A 23,821-nucleotide genomic window follows, 5' to 3' on the forward strand; every position below is an offset into this window, starting at 1 on the left:
CATGCCGGTGGCGCGCGGCAGTCGACAGGGAGGTGATCTCTGTGGGCGCCCGAAGGGGCGTCAGTTCGGCTTCGCGTTTTCAGCCGCCGCCGGCGCGCTCGCGGGCGCGGGCGCCGACACCGCGGCGTCCGGCGCCGCCGGCCGTGCGCCGCCGCCGGTAAAGCGCTCGATCACCGAGCGCACTGCGTCGCGGGTCTTGCGATCCTTCACCGATTCGAGCAATTGCGCCGCACCCGGCGAGCGGCGGATCAGGATATCCGGATCCGGAAACACCAGCGGATCGTCCCACGGGCCCTGCACCACGAACGGCAGATCGAAGCCTTTATCGTTGCCGCTCGATGCCGCGGTCAGGCTGGCGACGCCCTTGAGATCGTATTCGCGGGACGGCACCGAGGCGGTGCCGGTCAGGGTGATGCGCGCGGCGGCGCCCTCGACGCGGACGTCTTCGGCGGTGGCAATCCCGTCGGCGAATTTCACCGAGACGTTGAGGTTGTCGTAGGGCGTCGAACCGTTGCGGAAATTGCCGCCGCCGGACAAAGGCCGGCGCTCCAGCCGCTTCAGCAATTGCTCGACATTGAAGCCCGCGATCGCGCCGTCATGGCCGGTCAGCGTGGCGGTGCCGTCGAGCGAGGAGGCAAGGCCGAACGGACTGGAGCCCGAGGCCACCAGCGAAACGCTGAGATTGCCGCGGCCCGAAAGCTTGTTGATGCCGAACAATTCGGATGCGCAGGCCTGCAGGTCGACGTCGGTGAACTGGAACTGGGCCTTGACGTCGGCGACCGCATCCGAGCGTGCGACCCCGAACGAGCCGTTGGCGATGCCGCCATACATCTGCGCTTCGCCGACCGAGAGCGCCAGCGCGCCGCCGCGCAGATTGGCGCCGAACGCGGTGCGGCCGAGTCTGGTCGGTCCGACCGTCACCCGCGCCGCCGACAGCCGCATGTCGAGGTCGGTGGTGGACAGCGAGTTGAGATCGAACAACTGCCGGTTCCAGTCGTGCGCGCCGCTGGCGAGCAGGCGGAAGGTGGAAATGTAGGGCGTGAAATCGAGGTTGCCGGCGGCCAGCGTCGCCTGCAGCGTCTGGCGGCCGTTATTGACAAAGGTCATCACGCCCTCGGCGACATTGCCGTCGAGCTCGACATTGACATTGGTCAGCGCGACCGAGCCGCCGACGACGTTGGCGCGGGCCTTCAGCGCGAAGCGGCCGAAGCCGCCGCCGGCCGGTGCGGCCTGTCCCATCCAGCGCAGCGCGTTGCGCAGCGACAGGCTGTCGATGGTGGCGGTGCCTTCCATCATCAGGCTGGTGCGGTTGGCGACTGTGCCGTCGAACGCGAGTTTCAGCGGCGCGCTCGCCAGCCGCGCCTTCAGCCCGGAACGATCGCCCGACAGCATCGCGACGAAATCACCGGCCGAGATCGAGCCGTCGACGCGCTCGCCGCGCCAGTCGAACTGCCCGGTCGCGGCAAACGAGCGCGAGATCGACGGCCAGGCCAGCGACAGGTCGATATCGCCGAGCTGCTCGGAGACGTGGTTGGTCGAGTCCTCGTAATCGAGCACACCGTCCTGGATCCTGATTTCCGAAAACGACACCTGGTTCTCGGCGCCGGGCTTCATGGTGCGCGCGATGGTCTCGACGAACGGGGTCCAGTTGCTCTCGCCATTGCCGTCCCTGACGACGCGGATATGCGGGCGCAGCATCATGACGTCGGCGATCTCGAACCGCCGCAGCAACAGCGGCAGCAGGCGCAAATTGGCGGTCAGCACGTCGACCTGCAGCGCGGGGGCGGTAGTGCCGCCGCCCTTCAGCCCGACGTCATGAAACGAGACATAGCTGCCGGGAAATACCGAGACGTCGATCGCGCCCGTGATCATGAGATCCAGCCCGGTGACGGCGCGGATCTGCGCCTCGACCGCCTCGCGCAGCGCGTCCCGGTTGAGGAACCAGGAGGTCCCGATCAGGCCGACCAGCGCCAGGCCGAGAAGCGCCGCAATCGGCATTCCCAGGCGCTTCATTCCTTGGGCCATCGTCAATGACATATCCAAGTCTGGTTCATGGATGTCGGCTTGAGGTTGTCGGATCGGTGTTGAAAAAGCGGGCAGCGCATCCGAAAGCCCGTGTCAACCCACGCAACTTGAAGGGTTTTCTTGACGCTTTCAAGGCCATCCTGAGGTTGCCGGCCGGGTCCGATGGTCCGAATGCCCCGTCATTGACGCATTGCGAAGATTTCGCCTAATAATCCCTGTTAATACTGGCCGCAAGCGGCTCCCTCCATCAGGTCCTATTTTCATGAACAAGGTCTATCCCGACGCCAAATCGGCACTCGACGGCATTCTCAAGGACGGCATGATGATCATGTCGGGCGGCTTCGGCCTGTGCGGCATTGCCGAGACCTTGTCGGACGCGATCCGCGATTCCGGGGTCAAGGGTCTGACGGTCATCTCCAACAATGCGGGCGTCGACGGTATCGGGCTGAGCCGGCTCCTGGAGACGCGGCAGATCAAGAAGATGATCTCGTCCTATGTCGGCGAGAACAAGCTGTTCGCGCAGCAATATCTCGCCGGCGAACTGGAACTCGAATTCAACCCGCAGGGCACGCTGGCCGAGCGCATCCGCGCCGGCGGCGCCGGCATTCCGGCGTTCTTCACCAAGACCGGCGTCGGCACGCTGATCGCCGAGGGCAAAGAGGTGAAGGAATTCGATGGCGAGAAGTACATCATGGAGCGCGGCCTGTTCGCCGATCTCGCCATCGTGCACGCCTGGAAGGGCGATACCGCCGGCAACCTCGTCTACCGCAAGACCGCGCGGAATTTTAACCCGATGATGGCGACCGCCGCCAAGATCACCGTCGCCGAGGTCGAGCATCTGGTGCCGGCCGGGGAGATCGACCCCGATCATATCCATACGCCCGGCATTTTCGTCAATCGCATCGTCGAGGTCGGTGTCGGCAAGAAGCGGATCGAATTCCGCAACACCCGCCCGCGCCCGGCAGCATGATCCGGAAAAGTGGGAACCGGTTTTCCGATAAGATCATGCTGAACCAAAGAAACAACCCTTAGCAGGAGAGCCCCATGGCCTGGACCCGTGAACAGATGGCTGCGCGCGCCGCGAAAGAGTTGCGCGACGGCTATTACGTCAATCTCGGCATCGGCATTCCGACGCTGGTCTCGAACTACATCCCGGACGGTATCGACGTGAACTTGCAGAGCGAGAACGGCATGCTCGGCATGGGACCGTTTCCGTACGAGGGCGAGGAAGACGCCGACCTCATCAATGCCGGCAAGCAGACGGTGAGCGAATTGCCGTCGACCAGCTATTTCTCCAGCGCCGAATCCTTCGGCATGGTGCGCGGCGGGCATATCGATCTCTCGATCCTCGGCGCGATGCAGGTGGCCGAGAATGGCGACCTCGCCAACTGGATGATCCCGGGCAAGATGGTCAAGGGCATGGGCGGCGCGATGGACCTGGTCGCCGGCGTCAAGCGCGTCGTCGTGGTCATGGAGCATTCCGCCAAGGACGGCCCGAAGCTTTTGAAGAAGTGCAATCTGCCGCTGACCGGCGAAAAGGTCGTCGACATGGTGGTGACGGATCTCGCGGTATTCACCATCGACAAGCACGGCAAGGACGGCATGGCGCTGATCGAACTCGCCGACGGCGTCACGCTCGACGAGGTGAAGTCGAAGACCGAAGCCGAATTCCGGGTCGCGCTGAAGAACGCCTAAAATTCCACCCGTGGTCATTGTCGTCCCGGCGAACGCCGGGACCCATAACCACCGATGGTCGTGGTCACGTCTGGCTTGTGCTCCAGCTCGTTTCAAAAATTTGCGGCGGCGGTTATGGGTCCCGGCTCAAGGCCGGGACGACGTAGATGTTTTACCTACGCCCCAAAGCCGTCATTGCGAGCGAAGCGAAGCAATCCATCATGACGCAAAAAGAAAGATGGATTGCTTCGGTCGCTCGCTCCTCGCAATGACGACGGACCTCACGCCTTAGCCGTCGCGACTTCCTCCAGCCCGCGATTGCGCGGCTCGACGCCCCAGGCCCACACCACCACGATTTGAATCACCACAAGGCCGATCATCAGCCAGACCACGCCCGGCAGCTGGTAGGACGCCATCAGGGCGCCGACGATGAAGGGCGAGACCACGGTGGCGCCCCGTCCGAGCGTGTTGCAGATGCCATTGGCACGCAACCTGATCTCGGTCGGGAACAGCTCTGTCGTATAAACGCCGAACAGGAGCGCGGTCTGCACATAGATCGCGACGATCAGCACGAAGCCGACACTCAACACGACCTCCGGATCGGACGCGGCGTTGAAGCGGGCATAGATGTAGCCGGTGATGATGGTCACGATCGACGCGCCGATGATGCTCCCGCGCCGTCCGATGGCGTCGGACAAATAGGCGCCGAGCGCGCAGCCGACCAGCGATGCAGCCGACAACACCAGCGTATAGGCCAGCGAATTGGCGATGGTCAGTCCCTGGCGCAGGAAGAACTGCGGCAGGAAGATCACGAAGCCGAAGATCAATGTATTGATGGTAATGAGCACCCAGGAGCCCACGATCATGCGTTGCAAAAGCGGGGGCTTCAGCATGTCGAAGGCGGCGACCTGCGCGACAGGCGTCGGCACCACCAGCGGCGGCAGCGTCCCGCCGCCTGCGGATTCCTTTTCGATCGATTGCATCAAGGCTTCGGCTTCCTCGGTGCGACTCTGCGATTCAAGCCAGCGCGGCGATTCCGGGAGATTCTTGCGCAGATACCAGACGATCAGCGAGCCGACGCCGGCAATAATGAACATCGGGCGCCAGCCAAAGGCCGGGATGATCAGATAGCCAAGCAACGCGGTCACCGGGAAGCCGGTCACCGTCAGGAACGCCATCATCGACAGCCAGCGCCCGCGTGTCTTCGGCGGCACGAATTCGGTCAGCGTCGAATAGCCGACGACGATTTCGGCACCCAAGCCGAGGCCCTGAATGAAGCGGCAGGCGATCAGCTGATTCATATCCTGCGAGAAGGCGGCGGCCAGCGACGCCAGCCCGAAGATCAGCAAATTGATCTGATAAGTGAACCGCCGCCCCAGTTTGTCGCCGACAAATCCGGTGATCAGCGCACCCAGCGTCATGCCGACAAAGGTCAGTGAAATGAATTGCAGATTTTGCGGCACGGTCGAGAATTTGGATTGCACCGCCGATGCCAGCACGCCGCCGGCGATATAGAGATCGTATCCGTCGAAAAACATGCCGGCCCCGACCAGCCAGAAGATCCGGTAGTGAAACGATGAAACCGGGAGCCGGTCGAGCCGCGCACCGGCGTTTACTGCGTGAGCCATATCAAGTTTCCCCCTTTGTCGCCTTGTTGGCCGATCGGCCCCCGGTCTTCTCTGGACGCGGAGTTGCCGTCGGTTGTTTGCTTTATTGGTGGCGCATGATCTTTTCCGAAAACCAGTACCCACTTTTCGGGATCATGCGCTAGTTCAATCGTCGTTGGTTCGCCGTGTCGCGGTACCAGTCGAACGGCTGGTCATGGGTGGCGACCATCACGCTCTTGGTGTTGAAATGATCGTCAAAACTTTCGGTGCCGCATTCACGGCCGATGCCGGAATCGCCGACGCCGCCCCAGGGCGAGGCCGGGTCGAGGCGGTGATGGTCGTTGATCCAGACGATGCCGGCCTTGACGGCGGACGCGACGCGATGGGCGCGGCCGATGTCGCTTGTGCGGATCGCCGCCGCCAGTCCGAACGGGGAATCATTGGCGAGCCGCAGCGCGTCGGCTTCATCCTTGAACGGCGTCACCGAGGTGAAGGGACCGAACACTTCCTCCTGGAAGATGCGCATGTCGGACTTCACGTCGGCAAACACCGTTGGCGCGACGAAATAGCCATTGTCGTGGCCGGGCACCTTGGCGGCGACACCGCCGGTGACGAGCCGCGCACCGTCTTCATGGCCGAACCGCGAATAGGTGAGCACGCGGTCGCGCTGCCGTGCCGAAATCACCGGCCCGAGCTGGGTCGCAGGATCGAAGGGATCGCCGATCCGGATGGTCTCGGTCTTCGCCTTCAGTTTTTCGACGAACTCGTCATAGATCGAGGCCTGCACGATATGGCGGGAGGCGCAGACGCAGGTCTGGCCCGCGCCGATGAAGGCGCCGAACGCGGCGTAGTTAACGGCGCGGTCGACGTCGAAATCGTCGAACACCATGACGGGAGTCTTGCCGCCGAGTTCCATGGTCTGGTGCGCGAACACTTTTGCCGCGGCGCCGCCGGTCAGCACCAGCTTGGTGATATCGGGATGTTCGGCCAGCATCTTGCCGGCGCTTTGGCCGAGGCCCAGCACGATGTTGAACACGCCGGGCGGCAGGCCGGCTTCGGTAAAAATCTGCGCCAGTTTTAGCGTCGTCAGCGGCGTGTATTCCGACGGCTTGACCACGGTAACGCATCCGCTCGCCAGCACCGCCGCCAGCGACTTGCACAGGATCATCAAGGGATGGTTGAACGGCGTGCAGTTGGCGACGATGCCGATGGGGGTGCGCAGGGTGTAGTTCAAATAGGCGCCCTCGACGGGGATCACGGAGTCACGACGCGCCAGCGCGAGTCCTGCAAAGTAGCGGAAGAAATCCGGTAGCCGCGACAATTGCGCGCGGGTCTCGTTGACGGGACGGCCGTTGTTCAGCGTCTCCAGCCGGTACAGCGTGTCGAGATTGGCTTCAAACGCATCCGCGAGCCGATTGACCAGCCGCGCCCGCGCGCGCGTATCCATGCCGCCCCACGCCTTGCCTTCGAAGGCTAAGCGGGCGCTCTTCATGGCGCGGTCGATGTCTTCCCTGGTCGAATTCGGGATCCGCGCGATCACGTCGCCGGTGGCGGGATTGCGGACGTCGAGCATCTCGCCGTTACCGGCCTCGATCTCGCGGCCATCGACGAAATTTCCGTGGATTTCGACGTCGATGGACGCCGGTTTCGAAGGAATGTTCATGCCTCCCTCCCTTCGACGATGACGGCGTTGCGCTTCAGCGCCGGCAGCACGCGTTTTTCGGTCTGGGCGATGTGGGCCTTGATGATGCGGCCGGCGCCGCGGCCGTCGCGCCGCTGCATCGCCTCGATCAGGGCTACGTGCTCGCCGACCAGTTTTAAGGGGTCGTGGCCCCTGAGATTGGCGACGCTGACGCGCACCAGCCGGTCGGCCTGTCCGATCAGGTCGCACAACGCCGCGGCCATGCGGCGATTGCCGGAAGCATGCGCCAGCGCGGAGTGAAACGCGCGGTTATAGGCGATGAAATCCTCGTAGTTGCCCGAAAAGCGGCGGAATTCGTTCAGCGACTTCAGCACGGCGTCGGTGGCGTTCTCAATCGCCTCCGCCACGCAGGCGGGCTCCAGCGCGAGGCGGAATCGCAACAGGTCGCGCGCGTCCGCGAGCGAGATCGGATTGACGCGGTAACCCTGGCGCGGCTGCACGGTGACGAGATGCTCGCGCGCGAGCCGCAGCAGCGCCTCGCGCACCGGCTGGCGGCTCACGGCATAGCGCTCGGCGAGATCCTGCTCGCGCATATCATCGCCCGGCGCGAAGTGACATGTCAGAATATCAGAGCGCAGGCTCTCATAGACATTATCTCGTAAAAGCATCGAAATTCCTTCCACAGTCGACCATAATCTCGCAGTCGTGAAATATCACGTCAAGACTTAAAGACTTGAATTCCGCGTGTTTTGATCTATCAATCGGCGGATCGGCGCACCCATGCGGGGCGTCGCGCGATGTTGGAAAGAGAGATCGGGATGGATCGGCTTTTGGCGCAGGGCACCGTCAACGCAGCGCAGTCGGGCAATGGACCGCCGTTGTTTCTGTTCCACTCGCTGTTGTCGGACCGCGCAAGTTTCGACGCCATCGTGCCGGAATTATCGAAATCGCATCGCGTCATCGTTCCGGAATTGCCGGGTTTTGGCCGATCGCGTGCGGTCGGCGGCGGCCTCGCCGAAGTCGCCGACCGGATGGCGGAAGCGGTCAAGGACGCCGCCGGCGGTGAGGACGCCATCGTGCTCGGCAATGGCTATGGCGGCTTCGTCGCGCTGCAAATGGCTATTCGTCACCCCGGCATCGCGGCGAGGCTTATTCTCGCCGACAGCGGCGCGGCGTTCTCGGAACCGGGCCGCGAGGCTTTTCGCAGCATGGCGGCGGTCGCCATGGCCAAGGGGTTGTCGGCGATCACCGATGTCGCGATGCGCCGGCTGTTCGCGCCGGACTTTCAGACTGGCCATCCCGATCTGATGGCCGATCGCCGCCAGGCATTTCTCAGGACCGATCCGCAAATTTTTCGCGCCGCCTGCGATGCGCTCGCCAGCCTCGATCTGCGGCCCGAGCTCGACAAGGTGAAGATGCCGGTCCTCGTGCTGGTCGGCGAACATGACGAGGCGACGCCGCCGCCGATGTCGCATGAACTGGCGGCGGGCCTGCCGCACGCGCATCTCAAGATCATCCCGGGCTGCGCCCATGTGCCGCAGCTGCAAGCGCCCGCGATTTTTCTCGAGATGATCGGCGATTTCCTGCCCGCGACCAACTCGGCGCCGGCGTGAGTAGTCACCGCTGTCTTGCAACCAAAGCTTGTAAAATTGTGCGACCCTCCGTAGCCTAGCCGAAGCGGGTTTTGGCAGGGGGCGGGTCATGGACTTTTTCCGCGCATATAAAGCCAAGGGTACGGCGACATCGACCTACTTCATCGAAAGCACGGCGCCCGACAATGTCGACGACGAAGCGCCGCCATCAGACCTGCCTCCGGAGTATGCGCCCCATTTGGAAAAGATGGATGATTCCGAGAAAGCGGTGAAGCAGATCGCGGAAGATCTGGGCAAAGGACAAAATCCAAATCTGGTCGTGATGGTTCACGGCTTCAACAATCCGGAGCCGAATGTGTTGCGGATGTACATGTCCGCTGCCCTGGCAATCGGTCGTGACCCGCAGATCAGCAGCCGGGAGGGTCTCGTCTGCGTCGGCTATCGCTGGCCATCGGAAAATATGGGAGCACCGAGGCGCGGTGCGAGGGACGCTCTGCCGACGCTCGCGGGCTGGATTCTGACATTGGGCATCCTTGTCGTCGTGATCTCGCTTCCGTTCTACTTTATCCCGGGCACGGCGAATGTCGTTCTGAACTGGCTCGGCCGGCTTGGCGAGCACGTCTTTACACTGATCGGCTGGACTGCAGCCGGCCTGATGCTGATGGCCGTGCTGCTGCGGATTATCGTGTATTTTCGCGACAATTACCGCGCTTCGAATTACGGCATACCCGATCTCATTCAGGTCATTCGTGCCATCGACGCCGAAATCATGCGTCAGCGTGAACAGAGCAGCAGGACCGAGCCATGGCCGCGGGTTCAACTCTCCTTCATCGGCCACAGCATGGGTGGTTTCGTTGTCACTAACGCCATCCGTACCTTGTCCGACGTCTTTGCCGTGCCGGTCGATGCCTTGAATTCCTACGGGGCCGGCTCGCCGCCCGCACTGCGGCCCGAACCGCCCCTCAATTTGATCGGCAAAACCTTCGAGCTCAAGCGCTTCGTGCTGGCTTCGCCGGACATTCCGGCCGAGACATTGTTGTCCACCCGCGGCAATTTCCTCGCCTCGGCGTTGTCACGCTTTGACGAAGCCTATCTGTTCAGCAACGAGGGCGACGAGGTTTTGCGGCAGATATCGACGCTGGCGAATTACTTCGTGTTCCCCGCCAAGAGCAAGAACCACGGCTTTCGGCTCGGCAATGTCGAGATCCTGTCGCGCAGTTTCGGCATGATCGACGTAAACGAGCAGGATTATCTGCGGGTGCTGCGGATCGGAAATCTGACGCTGCAGGAATTGTACGACACGCTCGAGGACGCCAGGGAGAAACGCCTCGTGACCGCCGCAGCGGCACCCGAACAGGCTCCACTACCCAAGAGGTTCACCTATTTTGACTGTACCGATTATATCGACCGCGATAATCCGGATCAGCCCGACACCCGAAACAACTGGCTGGCGCTGCTGACCTTTGCGAGATGGCGCAAGGAGTACGACGCCGAGGCCAGGCTGAAATGGTATTCGCATCTCCATCTGCTCTTTGCGTATGTCGTGCATCATCAAAAGCCGAACGTACATGGTGGCTATTTCGAAGGCATGCTGTCGCAAGAGCTGATCTACCGGCTCGCCTGCCTCGGCTATGACGACACGGTCCGCGCCTATGGCAGCGAAGCTGCGCTTGGGGAGGCGTGCGCGCAGAAGCAAATCCGGATGCTGGTGTCGCCAATGCTGTGGAGCAATCGCCGCGCGAACGCTTCGGTCGAACCGCCCAGACCGGCAGGCGAGCCGACGCGGACCGCGAGGCAGGCGGCACCGCAGCGCGCGCCGCAGGCGGGCGCGCCGACCCCCCAGGTGGTTCCCGATCTGGTCGGCAAGTCCATTGTCACGGCGCGCGACGAAGTCGCAGTAGTTCGCGAAAGACACATGGAGGCGACACCGCCGGTGAGCGGGGTCGAGCCGCAGGTCCTGTTGCTGGAGATCACGAGGCCGGCAGACGGCAAGCCCGCTGGAGAGGTGCTGAGCCAGACCCCGCCGGCAGGCAGTCCGCTGGCCCAGCGGACGTCGATCGAAGTGGTCATTGCGAAGTGACGGCGCGGCCGGGCTCGAGCTATCACTGCTGACAATTTGAGCAGGCGGCGAAACTTATCCGTTCGACGCCGGCATCCATCGTGCCTAGTCTTTGAAGCGGAAATCTTTGAAGCGGAAATTTTGGCCTCGAAGCGGAGATGATGTTGATGCGCGCGGTACTTGACTATTGCACCGGAGGAACGGAGCGAAAGGTGCCGGCGGGCATGCTTTTCATCCGCGAGGGCGGCAAGACCGGCCATTTGTTTGTTCTGGTCGAGGGGCGGGTGGAGGTCATCAAGGGCGACAGCGTCGTCGCCGTCATCACCGAGCCCGGCGCGATGTTCGGCGAGATGTCGGTTCTGCTCGATCAGCCGCACAGCGCGACCGTGCGCGCGGCGTCCGATTCAGTCATTTACGAGTTCAACGACGCCGCGTCGTTCTTGCGCGACCAGCCGGCGGTGGCGCTGCTGATCGCGCGATTGCTGGCGCAACGGCTCAATGTCGCGACCACCTATCTTGCCGATTTGATGCACCAATATGCCGGCCACGGCACCCATCTCGCGATGGTCGGCGAGGTCCTGCAGAGCATGATCAACCTGCCGCCGTCGCAGGTCCAGCCAGGATCGGATCGGCAATCCGACCCAAGGATGTGAGCCAGGCCGGTGGATGTATGACCGGCGCCGCCGGCCGCTGCATCGGCGCGTTGAGGTCGATCCATTGCGCGTCGCCAGCGGACAGCCAGAACGCCGTGCCTTCGTCGATATCGAGCACGATATGGACCGGTGGCCGGCCGGGCTGCAGCCCGGCGTTGAAGACCCAGGTGGTGCCGAGCCGGTCGAACCAGGATCCGTCGGGGATGAACGGCGACTGATGCACGTGGCCCGAGATCACCATCGCAGGCTGGTAGCGCTGGATCCATTGCACCAGCTCGACGTCGCCGAAGAACCGCTTGCCGCCCCAACTCGTCGGCGAATTCGCGGGCGGCGCGTGATGAACCCAAACCCATCGCTTCAGCCGTTTGGCGGCGGCCTCAAGAAGCTGGTTCTCGATGCGCGCTTTCACCCGCGGCCCGTCCCACCACGGGCAGATCGTGAACAGGGTGTCGCCGATCGCAAAACTGTCGCCATCGCAGGTGATGCCGAGTTCGCGCGCCTCGCCGACCCAGCGGGATATCTTCTCGCCCTCCGGGCTGCGTTCGTCGAGGTCGTGATTGCCCGAGCACAGAACGACGCGGGTGATGCCGGACAACAGCGAAAGATATTTCTTCACCACCACGATCTGGGCGCGGAAATCGACGAAGGAGCCGACGGCGAGCGCATCGCCGGCAAAGATCACGAGATCGAATTGTGGCGCGGCGGCGATCAACCAGTCGAATTGCGGCAGTGAATAATGCAGATCCGCGACAACGAGGCAGCGCATCATCAGGCGTTCCAAACTGCTTATAATATAGGCGATCCGGGGCGGATGCATTCGAGCAAGGTTGATCGAGCAAAAGTTATGCCGTGGCGTGCTGTTTGGGCGCGACAGATGCCCGCAGCGGAGCTGGCTCGTCGTGCCCGGCCATTAGCTGTCTGCCTTGCGCAGACTGCGTAAACCTGTCTGCGATGCCGGTTATCCACGTCTTAGCTGCATTGAGGCAAGAAAGACGTGGATGGCTGGTCATCGGCGAGCGGAAGCGACGCCGTCCTTCGGACGGCTATGCCCGGCCATGATGAAGCAATCTAGGTGTGGAGCCTCAACAGGTTGTCCTCGGTCAAGCCGAGGCGGCTGATGGGTGGTTTGGACTTTAGACTGCTGTGTGGTCGATGCCAGTTATATCGATGCAGCCAGATCGGCAGGTGCTGAGCCCGATGATCTGATGTGAGATAGGCTTGGGCATAGGCCCATTCGCGCAACGAGGTTTGGACGAAGCGCTCGGCCTTGCCGTTGGTTTTCGGCGTATAGGGCTTAGTGCGCAGGTGCTTGATTTTGAGCAGGCGCAATGCCTTAGGGTAACGACGGGATCGGAAGCTAGTGCCGTTGTCGGTCATGACACGATAGACTTTGACACCATGGGCCCTGAAGAAGCGCAACGCGTTAAAGAGAAAGCTCAGGCAGGATCGACGTTTTTCATCGGGCAAGATTTCCGAATAGGCGACGCGGGAATGGTCGTCGATTGCCAGGTGCAGATATTCCCAACCGACCCTGCGGCTCTTGCTTTGGCGATCGCCGGTGATGCGGTGGCCGACTTGCTCGAAACGGCCCAGCTTTTTGATATCGATGTGGATGATCTCGCCGGGGTGTTCGCGCTCGTACCGGCGCACCGGTTCGGCCGGCTCCAGTGCCGAGAGCTTGTTGATGCCGAGCCGCTGCAGGATGCGGCTGACGGTCGCCGGAGACACGCCGACCTCGGCCGCGATCTGCTTGCCGGTGTAGCGCTGGCGGCGCAAGGCCTCAACCACGGCGCATGTGGCGGGCGCCGTTTGGCTTGGCAATGAAAGAGGCCTGGAGGAGCGGTCGCGCAAACCATCGACACCGCCTGCGCGGAACCGTCCGACCCATTTGGCGACGGTCTTTGGCGTGGTGTTGAACTGGCGCGCGGCGGCCGCTTTGCTCAGTCCCGCTGCCACACTCCGCACCATGGCCTCTCGACCTTTCGGCGTCAGGGGAGCATTCTTATGGCTGTTCATCTGGTCTCTCCGTGGAACACTGAAGCTTCGCAACCTCAGCTTCCTCGGTTCGGACCAGATGGACAACCTCCTGAAAGCCCACATCTAGGCCTTCGCGGTCGCGTGGGAAAACACCACCTCGATCAGCGTGCCCGTACGGCCGCCGGTCTTGATCTGGAATTTGGCGCGGTTGGCTTCGACCAGGGCCTTGGTCAGCGACAGATTGACCGGCGAATTGTCGGAGGACTGATCCGATGGCGGCGGGGTGCGGAACGGCTCCAGCGCCGCGGCCACCTCATTGTCGTTGAGGCCCTGGCCGGTATCGCGGACGCGCAGCACCACCTCGCCGAAATCCGACAGCGCCGTGGAGACGATGACCTGGCCGCCGGCATTGGCGAGATGGATCGAATTGCCGATCAGGTTCAGCGTGATCTGGCGCAGCGCGCGGGCGTCGGCCACCACCGGCGGCAACATATGCGCGAGCGACGTGCGGATGATGATACGTTCGCGGTTGGCCTGCGGCTGCATCACAGCGACGCAGCTCTCGACCAGTTCATTGAGGTTCTGGTTGGTGAAGGAAAGATCGAGCTTGCCAGTCTCGATCCTGGAGAGGTCGAGCAGATCGTTGATGATGGCGATCACCCGTTCGCCGGAGGCGCGGATGTCCTTCATGTATTCGGCGTAGCGCTCGTTGCCGAGCGAACCGAAACGCTCGCCGATCATCACCTCGGCAAAACCGATGATGGCGTTCAGCGGCGTGCGCACCTCATGGCTGATCCGCGCCAGCACGTCGGCCTTGGCGTTGGCGCCGCGATCGGCCAGCCGCCGCGCCTCGCGCAATTCGCCCTCGGTCTTTTTTGCAGGCGTAAGATCGCGGAACACGGCGAAGAAATTCGGCCCGTCGGTCCGCGTCCGTCCCATGGTCATCGCCAGCGGGATGAGGCCGCCCTTGGCGACGCGCCCGAGCGCATCGAGGCCGTGATCGAGCAGGCTTTCGACGCTGCCGGATTTGATGCTGGCGAGATAGTCGAACACCGCGTGCTGGCTCTCCGGCGCGAACAAATCGGCGAGATTGCGCTGCACGAGCTCGGCGCCGTCATAGCCGAACAGCGCTTCGGCGCTGCGATTGGCCGAATTGATATTGCCCTCGGCGTCGAACATCACGATGCCTTCGGCCGTGGTGTCGAGGATGGCGCCGAGTTCCTCGGCGTCGGCGTGGCCGACCGCCGAGGGCTCGACGACCGGGGCCACTTCCGCGATCGCAGCCGCGACAGCCGCGCCTTGCGAATGCGGGCCCGAATAGATCAGGGCGAGCGCGGAATCGCCGTCCCATGAAATCGTGTAGAGCCGCGCGTCGACAGCCTGCGGCGGCGTCTGTTGCTCCGACGGCTGGCTCGCGGAAATCTTGACCGGCGTGCCGGTGTCCGACGTGCTGGAGGCGTTCGACACGCCGGGCTCGACATAGAGCGCGTCGAGGCCGCCGGCTTCTTCCAGCGCGTGCAGGCCGGCATAGCCCATCTGCGCGAGAAACGCGGGGTTGGCGTAGAGCAGCCGGTCGAGCCGGTAGATCAGCACGCCGACCGGAATGAGATCGAGCAGCGCCTTGTCGCGTTTGGCCTCGCCGCGCGCGGGCGGTTCCGGGGGCGCCAGCCAATCGGGCTGTTCCCCGGCCGGCGGTTCGCTGTTCAGTTCACTTTTCAGTTCACTTGCCACGTCGCGCGTTTCAGACGCGGGCGGCCCGACCACGGTCTCGTCGACATCGATCGCGGGCGGCGTTGTGTCCGCGCCCATCTCGGTCTCGAGCCGTGCCGACAATTGCCGCGCGAGTTCGTTGAAGGCGCTGTTTTCGACCGGCGTCAGCGACGGCGGTTTGCTGTCGCCGATCGGGCGGAACGGCAACACATTCTTCGGCGTTTCCGCTGGCATTTCCACGGGGGTTTCCACGGGCGTTTCCAAATCGGTTTGTTGTGAAGTCTCTGACGCTATCGGTTCCGGCAATTCGGCAGCCGGAGCAACGCTGAGGTCGCCGGGAACATCCGCAATGGGCGGCTCCTCGGCGATCAAGTTTTCCAGAGGCAAATTTTCTTGAGGCAAGGTTTCTTCGAGCAAGTCTTTGGCGGGCAGATCTTCGGTGAGCAGGTGTTCAGCGGGCAGATCTCGAGTAGGCAGTTCTGGCGTTGGTACGTCGTGAGCGGACGCGTCTTTTGCAGGCCGATCTTCGCCTGGCGCGTCCGGGGCCGAACCTGCCTTAACGACGTCAGCCGACAACGCTTGCGGCGCAAGCGGCGCACCGAAGAACTCATAGCGGCGCAACGCGGCCAGCCGCGCCAGTCCGTCGAGGTCGCGGCAAACGCCGAAGCCCCGATAGCCGGCAAAATTCCGCGTGCCGTCGAAGATCGGCAGGCCCGACAATTCGACCGGCAGGCGGCCGCCGCCATCGACCGGCCAGTTCAGCGTGATGCCGCTCCAGGTATCGCGCGTGGCAAATGCCTTCATCACGCGGCCTTCAGGATCGAGTCCGAAAGCGTGCGAGATGTCGCTCCACAGCCGGCCGAAACCGGCGGCAGTGCGCGCACCGATCAGGCGGGTGAATTCGTCCGAGCCGAGCGAGAAGCGGCCCTCATGATCCATCTGCCACATGAAGCGCAGCGGCAGCCGGCGCGTATTCGGCAGCGGCTCGTCGAGCCATGACGGCGCCTTGACCGGCATCGGCGCCTGCGCCGGCGCGGAAATTTCGGCGGCCGGTGGTGGCGGTGATTCTGCAACGGGCGCAGGCGCCGGCTCCTCGACAGGCTCGGCTGCCGGTTCATCGGCGACGGCCTCGACGTAGGGCGATGGCTCGTGCGGCGGCACTTCGATCTCCGGTGTCACCGTCTGCTGCGGCAGTTCGGAATGCGGGGAATCAACAGGCGGCGTTTCATCATACGATGTTTCGCTGTCTGACGCTTCGACCGGCGCGCCTCTGTCATGCGGAAGATCGGGTGGCAGCGTCTGCATGTCGGGTTCGGCCGGCTCTTCCGCAACGACATGTTCAGCGACGGCTTCCGCAGGCGGCTCCTCAAATGCATCGAACAAGGCGAACTCGGCGGGCGCTTCGCCGGATAGTGCCGGCGCTTCGTAGCTTGCGAAGGATCGATCGACGGCCGCAGCGGCCGGCGGCTCCGTCACGGCAGCGACCGCTTCCGCCTCGGGCAGTTTGGCTTCCGGCAGCAGCGGCGCGGCAGGCCGCGTATGATGAGCGGCCTGGGTGGTGCCGGGCGCGATCAGTGCGACCAGGCCGATATCGGCGCCCTGGCCGACACGCTGCAGCACCATGTGGCCGATGCCGACAGGCGTTTCGACACGGCCCTGTTTCAACGCGTCGGCGCGCGCCGCGTCGAGACCGGCCTCGGAGAGATTGCGAAAGCCGAGCAGCGGACGCGCCGCATCGCTGGCGCCGATGAACATGCCGTCGCAGGCAAACACCGCGATCGGCCGGTCGATGCCCTCGACCAGCCGCTGCAGCCGTTCGACCAGCGGCATGGTGCGGCCGGAGGCGCTGCCCGTTGTAACGAGGATGCCGTGGCTGCCATCCGGAAAATCGAGCCGCGCGCAGCCGCAGGTCGCGAGCATGCCGGGCAAAGCGCCGAAGCCGCGCAGACGCTCCAGCCGGATCGCGCCATTGTGCGGCAACCGGCCGCCGAGCCGCGCGACCTGTCGCCGGTGCGGATCCGCCGGTCCGAAAATCTTCTGCGCGAGGGCTGCCGCATTGGCGGCGCCGAACACGCGGGCGCCAACCGGATTGGCCCACAGAATCCGGGTGCCGTCGATCGACCAAAGCCATGCGGGCAGGGCGCTGGTTGCATGCAACGCCAATCTGGGATCGCCAAGCAGGTGCAACTGGAATTCCGCATTATTCATCGCGACGATATGACCGCACAGGTTGGGCTTTTTGCCCGATAATGGCTTCAGAAACCGGCGGCCAAACGATGGCAGCCTTGGTGGATCGCGAGTATCGCAAGCGAGGAGCGGCAGGTCCACGGCCCGGCTACGGCGGCGCTATCCAAAGCCGAGATAACCTTAATCCAGTCGAACTGTTTAGCCGCCCTACGCGTTGGGATGTTGCAAAGCGCCATCAGGGGTCCACGATAGGGAGCCGACGGATACCGCGTCACACCGGTGAGGTCTTTTGGCGATATCCTGATGCGGGTTGCCGGGAACCGGGGCTTAAGGCTGGCTCCGCCAACGAAACCCGCCAACGAAAAAGGAGTGCGATCATGAATGAAGATACGCGTTTCGAGATTCCGAAGGACATGAAGGCGATGGCCGAGGCGAGCTTCGATCAGGCCCGCAAGACTTTCGAGAAATTCCTGACCTCCGCGCAGGCGACCGCAGGTTCGCTCGAGGAGCGCGGCGCAACGGTTCGCGCCGGCGCCAAGGACATCAGCAGCAAGGCGATCGCCTATGCCGAAAAGAACGTGCAGGCCTCCCTGGACTATGCCCAGTCGCTGCTGAAAGCCAAGGACCTGACCGAGGTGATGCGGCTGCACAGCGACTATGTGCAGGGTCAAATGCGGTCACTGGCGGAGCAGGCCAGCGAAATGGGCCAGATCGTGAGCAAGGCCGCCATGGAGGCCGCCAAGCCCAAGGCCTAACGCTCTCGACACAACCCTAGCGGTTCCAACGCGGAACTTGCATCCATTCCGGGTCGGGTATGCGGCGTTGCACTCAATTCTTCGTTGCAATGCACAAAATTGCCATGATATGGGTGCTTATTAGGCAGGCCCGTGGTTGGGCACTTCCGTGAGTTTGAGTAGGTGATCCGATTCGACGTTTCCGGCATTTCGCGTAGCCGGGTACGCAATGGGTCACAGTGTTTCACCCCATTGCGAAGGATAAATGCCATGACCAACCCCAACGATCCGTTCTCCGCCTCCATCATCCCGTTCGAGGTTCCCGAGCAAGTGCGCGCGTTCGCCGAAAAGGGCGTTTCGCAGGTCCGCGACAGCTACGCCAAGTTCAAGGATGCCGCCGAGACCCATAACGGCACCATCGAGGCGGTGTTCACGACCGCCAGCAAGGGCGCCAGCGAATACTCCGCCAAGCTGCTCGAATTCTTCAAGGCGAACACCTCGGCCTCGCTCGACTTCGCGCAGGAATTGTTCGGCGTGAAAACGCCGTCGGCCGCGCTGGAGCTGTGGACCTCGCATACTCGCAAGCAGTTTGAGACGCTTGCCGCCCAGGCCAAGGAACTGGCCGAATTGGGCCAGAAGGTTGCGACCGAGACCGTCGAGCCGATCAAGGCCAGCGCGTCGAAGCTTTATAAGCCGGCCGCCTGATCGATCGGCGCTTTGCGTTTGGAGGAGAGCCCGGGCGGACAGCCCGGGCTTTTCGTTTGAGAGGTCGTTTTGCGGGCGCAATTGACTGCTTCCCGGCCTTGCCAAAGCGGGGCGTTGCACCTAGTTTCCGCCCCATTCGCGGACCCCCATTTGAGGGATCTCGCAAGGATGCAGTTGTAGCTCAGTTGGTTAGAGCGCCTGTCTGTGGAACAGGAGGTCGGTGGTTCGAGCCCACCCAACTGTACCACCACACAAAATTCCCTGTGGTTCCAGCATCGTATTGATAGGCCTGACGTATTTGAGCGCGCTAAATACAAAGAGCGTTCCAAATGGCAGTCAGGATGGTCGCGTTAGTTCGATCCAAGAATGGTGAGTATGTTGCGCGCAAGGGCATCCCCGCTGATGTCCGCGAGGCACCACGCACCGCATTCAGTTTCTTCAGCCATGACGAACGCCAGCACGGCTAAAAGCCGCGCGGGTCGCGCCGTAGAGCGGACTCTGTCTTTAGGCCGATCACTCTCTCGCCGCATGGGTGTCGTACCAACCGGGCGGCGGGAACTGCATCGCGGGATTCAAGTAATGTCTAGAGCCCTTGAGGCGAAACACCTTCTCTTGAATCTTGCCGACCATATTAAACATGCTTTTTGGGCCGCCACCGAACAGTCCAAGGTCTCCATTGATCGCATATCCGCGAAATATGCCCTTGTAGACTTCGATAGCTTCAAGTGCATTTACCCATGTTCCCGGCAATTCATTTCCGAAAAGGCCGCTGCTTCCGTTCTTAAACCGCCAATCAACAAAATTTCCTTCTTTCGGAGCCGTTGGACATTTCTGCATGTAGACAAGTGACTGATCAATTATTCTGTATTTCCGGTATCCTAGTCTTTCGAACGTCTCGAATTCTTCGATAAGTTTTTTCCAGCTTGATTTGTCAGATTCAATGGACACGAATTGCGGTAGCTCAGAGAGATTTTCCAGAGACGCCAACGCTTCGAGGTCGTTGCCCTCAATATCGATTTTGCAGTATCTCGGGATACCGTGCTCCTTCAGAATGTCCGCTAACTTCGCAGCGCGTATCGTCAACGTCCGTCCCACACCTGCGCCGAAATTCTTGTTTCTTTCGGACCAATCTTGATTCGTTGTTCCCCATTCCGAAACACGATCGTCGACATAAAAGCGGATGTCCCCGGGCGAGTTCGACACTGCAAGATTAACGACTGATAGAGCGCCCGACTTCACGTATTCCGAAAACCGGTTGCTGATGGATTCGCAGAATTCTGGCATCGCCTCTATGGCGACGACGCGAAATCCCTTTTTTAGATAGAATTCAGTATCCTCGCCCTTGTGGGCACCCACGTCGTAAATGAGGGTCTCGTCCATGGCTGGTCCTTTGCGTGCCCCAGGGCCAAGAAGGTAGATGCTGGCCAAGGCTCGTCAAGCGGCCGTATGCCGAGGCTCGCACACTTGAAGCGCATCCTGAAGCTCGGTCGCGCTTGAGCAAGCCTAAGACCCTTTGACGAAGCAGCGCGCCGAACGGTTCCAATGTGTTCCGATTGCCTCAATGTTTTAAAATGGAGGTCCCGATTTTTGGCTTGAACACCCTAGCCGTCAGTTCAGCAGCAGCGCCGAGGTTTACTGGCGAATTTTGAAGTTTTGATCTGAGCGGATCATCGGGATTTCAAAGGCAAAAGGGGGGTCCAACGAACGCTCTGCCAATCGCTTGCTGCCTCTGGAGGGCGAGTGACTGCCTAAACGAGGCGGTGGTCGTTATGCGTGGCTGATGAGCCAACCTGCGAGGCCAAAGAACACCAAAGCCACTCCCACGCTTTCTAACGATAACGCCACTATTCCGGTGGCAACGAGACCCGTGGCGAGGTTGATGATGAGCGTTGTCCTGTCTGAGTGGCCATGCAGGCTGCGGCCGTCATTGTTCGGAAGCCCATAAGACCCCCGACCCGTTCACTGACTCTGCTATTCAGCAAAGCAATCATCCGGGACACCCAGTGAGGACTTGAGCCTGGGCTGGGTTGGACAGGTGGGCCCTGTGGGACACACGCTTCGCGAGCGCCCGAGGAGAGTACAGGAGCCTTTGTGCCCCCGTGTCCTAAGTTGAAAAACGTAGCCGCTAATTCATTGAAGGAACGTTTAGTGAACAATCGTCATTGGTCACAGTAGAACTACGGGAACTTTGGCGATATTCTCTTCTCTCTTCGCAAGAGCGCGAAGCAGCGTCCGAAGAAGCGGAGTCTGATTAAGCTCGATTACGAGGACTCACTTTGTTAACCAAGGGAGTATTAGTGATGGTTCAGTCAACAGTAGGACGAGTCTCGAGCGTCATTGATCTAGAGAGCGAAATCGAGGCAGAGTTTCGAAACAGACCACCAATCCATGAGCCGCGGCCTGTCACTTTCGCGCCGCCAAGGGTGCGTGAGCCGACCGTGTCGATGCCGGACTATGTCGAGCACCGCGAGGGGGCCACGGAAATCGGCAAGCTGACAGCGGAAGCCATTGTCCGCGAATACGAAGCTGCGGCGAAAGACATCGAGGCGATGGGCGCGGAACTGATCGAGCGCGTCAAGCAATGCGAGGCGATGACCCGCGATGCGCTCGCCGTGACCCAGGAGATGAAGGAAACCGCAATGCGCTACCGCGAGGAGGCCAAGCGCATCTTCGTTCAGATTGAGGACTGTTCGCAGATGACGGCGGAGGTTCGCAAGACCTGCACCGAACTGAAGGAAAGGATCGCCGCTCCGGCCACGGCCTAGTCTAAGTTCGGGCCCACTTGAACTTTAGTTCCGCGTCTGGGCGAAAGCGTACATCTGCCAAGCAAGACACGGCGCGTGTAAACGCTTGGGAACAGACAGCCGTGATCTGTCGTGGCGGCCCGCTGCACAACCCTGCTTACGGATGATCCTGGCGGGCTCTTTACTGAGCGGCAGCGTTGCATGCCAAGACTGAGCGGCAGCGTCTTGCATGCCAGGAATTCACTACAAAAGCGCGCTACAAAAGCAAATCGGTCGCGGCCAAATTCACTCGGTTTATCAAGGGTAATTTGCTTCCACGGCAGTACCCACCCAACTGTACCACGCCCCACATCGCTGATTCTGCGCGCGGCATAGCCCTGTGGCCCCAATGTCTACCGCTGTTTGGTCTACCCCGGCTTGCCAAGCCAGCGGCATTCACCCACAATTCCCGAAATCGCGCTTCGGGGGGATTCGTGACGATGGTCCGGTTCGGGAGTTTCCAGTTCGCTTCGATGCTCGCTGTGGCGCTCGCGGTTGCGATGTGGCCGGCTGCGGGCCAGGCCTATACGCCCGAACAGCAGCAAGCCTGCTCTGGCGATGCGATGCAGCTGTGCGGCGAGTTCGTTCCCGACGTCGACCGCATCACCGCCTGCATGATCCGGAAAAAATCCCAGCTCTCGCCGGGCTGCCGGGTCTACTTCAGGCCCGACCCCGAGCCGGTTGCGGTCGCGCCGGCCGGCCGGCCGATGGCCATCAAACCGGCCGCGGCGCGAACGAAGCCTGCCAATACCACGCCGCGCAAGCCCAAGAAGCCGGCAAAACCCGCGGCGACCTGACCGCCGCGCACCGTTTCAAGTCCCTGGTCGCGCGACAGACTGCCGCCTTGCGGCGGCAGCGCGCGTCGACATCTCTCCCGGACGTGGAGAGTGAGATGCGCGAAGATCATCAGGCAGAACTCGACCGGCATTTTGGCTGGTTCGAGGGCAGGTTGCCGCCGCGGCCGGCCAGGCTAGTCGGCTGGTTGCGCAAGCCGTCGTCGCGCTACGCCCGGATTCCGCTCGCCATTCTGTTGATCGTCGGCGGGGTTTTCAGCTTTTTGCCGGTGCTCGGACTCTGGATGTTGCCGCTCGGACTCCTTTTGTTCGCGCAGGACGTCCCGGTGCTGCAGCAGCCGATGGCGCGACTGCTCGGATGGGTTGAACGCAAATGGATCGCGCGCCAGCGTGCGAAAAGCGCGCAGTGAGTCACTTCAATCGCCGTTCAATCGCCCGGCCAACTCCATCTTCGGTTGTGTTGCGGCGCAAGGTGTGACTCAAAAAGCAGCCTTGGCGGCTAATCCGTGGCTTCTTCGCGATTGCTAGTAAATTTTTCTTTCACGAATCAGCGCGCTGATTCATTTTCGTCTCCTGGGGTCAATCTGGAGGCCAAGGTATGAACGTCATTGTTTTCGCTTCGCGTAAAGGGGGCTCGGGAAAAAGTACCCTGGCTGCTCATCTCGCTGCGCATGTCCACAAGGCGACGAAACCCTGTTTGATGATCGACGCCGATCCGCAGGGTTCGCTGACCCTGTGGCACAAATTGCGTGGCACCAACGAACCGCCGATCAAGGCTGCTGTGAATTCCGTCAGCGGGATCATCGCCGCCGCCAAGCGCGACGGTATTGAATGGGTGTTCATCGACACGCCGCCGAATCTGTCGGCGGTCGTCGACGACGCCATCAAGAACGCCACGATGGTGATCATTCCGGCGCGGCCGGGCGTGTTCGACGTTAACGCGGTGCAGGAAACCATTCAGATATGCCGCACGGCGCGCAAGCCCTATGCGGTCGTAATCAACGGCGCACCTGCGCAACGGGACGGCGTCGAAAGCCGGATCGTCACCATCGCGCGCGAAGCACTGGCAAAATTCCGTGCGCCGGTGTGGAGCGGCCAGATCACCAACCGCGCCGATCTGTTGATGGCGCTCGGCAACGGCGAAGGCGCCCGCGAATATTACGCGGAAGGCCGGGCCGCAGCCGAGATCGGAAGGCTCTGGGCTGCGATCGAACGTTCGATCAAGGCGATCCGTGGTACCGCGTCGGCGTCCGGCGCCATGCACAAGCAGGCGGCGTAACAACGCCGTATCTTCTGGATAAAAGACGCGCGGGCTCCGCGCGTTTTTCTATTATGTTTTTGCGCAGAATTATCGCCTCGTCATTGCGAGGAGCCACCGGGTCCCGCCTTCGGCGGGCCCGATGATAAACTCCGCGACGACTTGTCCGCCGTAGCTCGCGAGCGAAGGCGGAAGCAATCCATTCCACCGTTCGCGGTGCTATGGATTGCTTCGCTTGCGCTCGCAATGACGGCTGATGGCCTTCACGCCACCATCAGCATGTAGAACACGATGACCGGCGACAGGGTCAGGATCACCGACCAGATCCCGACCGCCCAAAGCACGTCCTCGGTGGTAAAGCCCCGTTGGTCAGGGATAGTATTGTTTTCGAAGTTCACGACGCCCCCGCGTTTTTTCGCTG

General features: G+C 62.0%; 20 protein-coding genes and 1 tRNA gene. 12 read left to right on the forward strand and 9 right to left on the reverse strand.

What is annotated here, in order from left to right; genetic code table 11:
* Positions 1-60 precede the first annotated feature (60 nt).
* On the reverse strand, positions 61-2,025 hold the full coding sequence (locus V1289_RS29420) for an AsmA family protein (RefSeq protein ID WP_334407727.1): 1,965 nt from the start codon (positions 2,023-2,025) through the stop codon (positions 61-63).
* A gap of 262 nt (positions 2,026-2,287) precedes the next feature.
* Between V1289_RS29420 and V1289_RS29425 the strand changes: the two genes are divergently transcribed.
* Both V1289_RS29425 and V1289_RS29430 read left to right on the forward strand, forming a co-directional pair.
* Complete coding sequence (locus V1289_RS29425; protein WP_074273259.1) at positions 2,288-2,995, forward strand: CoA transferase subunit A; 708 nt, start codon at positions 2,288-2,290, stop codon at positions 2,993-2,995.
* A gap of 74 nt (positions 2,996-3,069) precedes the next feature.
* Complete coding sequence (locus tag V1289_RS29430; RefSeq protein WP_309179779.1) at positions 3,070-3,720, forward strand: 3-oxoacid CoA-transferase subunit B; 651 nt, start codon at positions 3,070-3,072, stop codon at positions 3,718-3,720.
* Between the two features lie 260 nt (positions 3,721-3,980).
* Here V1289_RS29430 and V1289_RS29435 read toward each other — a convergent pair whose 3' ends face one another.
* The 3 genes from V1289_RS29435 to V1289_RS29445 all read right to left on the reverse strand — a co-directional run bounded on the left by V1289_RS29435 (position 3,981) and on the right by V1289_RS29445 (position 7,616).
* Entirely contained in the window at positions 3,981-5,327 is a 1,347-nt protein-coding gene (locus V1289_RS29435; RefSeq protein ID WP_334401109.1) for an MFS transporter, read from the reverse strand.
* A gap of 139 nt (positions 5,328-5,466) precedes the next feature.
* Positions 5,467-6,969 (reverse strand): aldehyde dehydrogenase, encoded by a 1,503-nt coding sequence (locus V1289_RS29440; protein WP_334401111.1) that lies wholly within the window; start codon positions 6,967-6,969, stop codon positions 5,467-5,469.
* Complete coding sequence (locus V1289_RS29445; RefSeq protein ID WP_334401113.1) at positions 6,966-7,616, reverse strand: GntR family transcriptional regulator; 651 nt, start codon at positions 7,614-7,616, stop codon at positions 6,966-6,968. Before V1289_RS29445 ends, V1289_RS29440 begins: the two co-directional genes overlap by 4 nt.
* 150 nt (positions 7,617-7,766) lie before the next feature.
* On the opposite strand from V1289_RS29445, the gene V1289_RS29450 reads away from it, so the two are divergent.
* The 3 genes from V1289_RS29450 (at position 7,767) to V1289_RS29460 (ending at position 11,252) form a co-directional block, all read left to right on the forward strand.
* Positions 7,767-8,561: an alpha/beta fold hydrolase gene (locus V1289_RS29450; RefSeq protein ID WP_334401114.1), complete on the forward strand. Its 795-nt coding sequence runs from the start codon at positions 7,767-7,769 to the stop codon at positions 8,559-8,561.
* An 88-nt stretch (positions 8,562-8,649) separates the two neighbouring features.
* The gene (locus V1289_RS29455) at positions 8,650-10,620 is read left to right on the forward strand and encodes a PASTA domain-containing protein (RefSeq protein WP_334401115.1); all 1,971 of its coding nucleotides are present in this window, start codon (positions 8,650-8,652) and stop codon (positions 10,618-10,620) included.
* A 146-nt stretch (positions 10,621-10,766) separates the two neighbouring features.
* A complete protein-coding gene (locus V1289_RS29460) occupies positions 10,767-11,252 on the forward strand; it encodes a Crp/Fnr family transcriptional regulator (protein ID WP_334401116.1) in 486 nt (161 codons plus the stop codon).
* On the opposite strand, the gene V1289_RS29465 is transcribed toward V1289_RS29460, so the two are convergent.
* The 3 genes from V1289_RS29465 to V1289_RS29475 form a co-directional block, all read right to left on the reverse strand.
* On the reverse strand, positions 11,191-12,018 hold the full coding sequence (locus tag V1289_RS29465; protein ID WP_334407728.1) for a metallophosphoesterase family protein: 828 nt from the start codon (positions 12,016-12,018) through the stop codon (positions 11,191-11,193). The genes V1289_RS29460 and V1289_RS29465 overlap by 62 nt on opposite strands.
* A gap of 302 nt (positions 12,019-12,320) precedes the next feature.
* Positions 12,321-13,268 carry an IS481 family transposase gene (locus V1289_RS29470; RefSeq protein WP_334397941.1) on the reverse strand — a complete coding sequence of 316 codons (948 nt, stop codon included), beginning with the start codon at positions 13,266-13,268 and terminating at the stop codon, positions 12,321-12,323.
* An 84-nt stretch (positions 13,269-13,352) separates the two neighbouring features.
* Positions 13,353-17,147: a PAS domain-containing protein gene (locus tag V1289_RS29475; RefSeq protein ID WP_334401118.1), complete on the reverse strand. Its 3,795-nt coding sequence runs from the start codon at positions 17,145-17,147 to the stop codon at positions 13,353-13,355.
* A 356-nt stretch (positions 17,148-17,503) separates the two neighbouring features.
* Here V1289_RS29475 and V1289_RS29480 point away from each other — a divergent pair, with 356 nt between their 5' ends.
* The 3 genes from V1289_RS29480 to V1289_RS29490 all read left to right on the forward strand — a co-directional run bounded on the left by V1289_RS29480 (position 17,504) and on the right by V1289_RS29490 (position 18,812).
* Positions 17,504-17,881: a phasin gene (locus V1289_RS29480; protein WP_334401120.1), complete on the forward strand. Its 378-nt coding sequence runs from the start codon at positions 17,504-17,506 to the stop codon at positions 17,879-17,881.
* A gap of 249 nt (positions 17,882-18,130) precedes the next feature.
* Complete coding sequence (locus tag V1289_RS29485) at positions 18,131-18,565, forward strand: phasin (RefSeq protein WP_334401122.1); 435 nt, start codon at positions 18,131-18,133, stop codon at positions 18,563-18,565.
* 170 nt (positions 18,566-18,735) lie between these two features.
* Positions 18,736-18,812, forward strand: a tRNA-His gene (locus V1289_RS29490).
* A 266-nt stretch (positions 18,813-19,078) separates the two neighbouring features.
* Here V1289_RS29490 and V1289_RS29495 read toward each other — a convergent pair.
* Positions 19,079-19,945 carry an FkbM family methyltransferase gene (locus tag V1289_RS29495; protein WP_334401124.1) on the reverse strand — a complete coding sequence of 289 codons (867 nt, stop codon included), beginning with the start codon at positions 19,943-19,945 and terminating at the stop codon, positions 19,079-19,081.
* Between the two features lie 1,064 nt (positions 19,946-21,009).
* Here V1289_RS29495 and V1289_RS29500 point away from each other — a divergent pair.
* The 4 genes from V1289_RS29500 (at position 21,010) to V1289_RS29515 (ending at position 23,421) form a co-directional block, all read left to right on the forward strand.
* A complete protein-coding gene (locus V1289_RS29500) occupies positions 21,010-21,330 on the forward strand; it encodes a hypothetical protein (protein ID WP_442896202.1) in 321 nt (106 codons plus the stop codon).
* Positions 21,331-21,788: 458 nt separating this feature from the next.
* On the forward strand, positions 21,789-22,145 hold the full coding sequence (locus V1289_RS29505) for a hypothetical protein (protein ID WP_334401127.1): 357 nt from the start codon (positions 21,789-21,791) through the stop codon (positions 22,143-22,145).
* A gap of 95 nt (positions 22,146-22,240) precedes the next feature.
* Complete coding sequence (locus tag V1289_RS29510; protein WP_334401128.1) at positions 22,241-22,552, forward strand: hypothetical protein; 312 nt, start codon at positions 22,241-22,243, stop codon at positions 22,550-22,552.
* Positions 22,553-22,740: 188 nt separating this feature from the next.
* Positions 22,741-23,421 carry a ParA family protein gene (locus tag V1289_RS29515; protein ID WP_334401129.1) on the forward strand — a complete coding sequence of 227 codons (681 nt, stop codon included), beginning with the start codon at positions 22,741-22,743 and terminating at the stop codon, positions 23,419-23,421.
* Between the two features lie 242 nt (positions 23,422-23,663).
* On the opposite strand, the gene V1289_RS29520 is transcribed toward V1289_RS29515, so the two are convergent.
* The gene (locus V1289_RS29520; RefSeq protein ID WP_334401130.1) at positions 23,664-23,798 is read right to left on the reverse strand and encodes a hypothetical protein; all 135 of its coding nucleotides are present in this window, start codon (positions 23,796-23,798) and stop codon (positions 23,664-23,666) included.
* Between the last annotated feature and the right edge of the window lie 23 nt (positions 23,799-23,821).

Source organism: Bradyrhizobium sp. AZCC 2289 (genome assembly GCF_036924615.1).
In the GTDB taxonomy this organism is placed as follows: domain Bacteria; phylum Pseudomonadota; class Alphaproteobacteria; order Rhizobiales; family Xanthobacteraceae; genus Bradyrhizobium.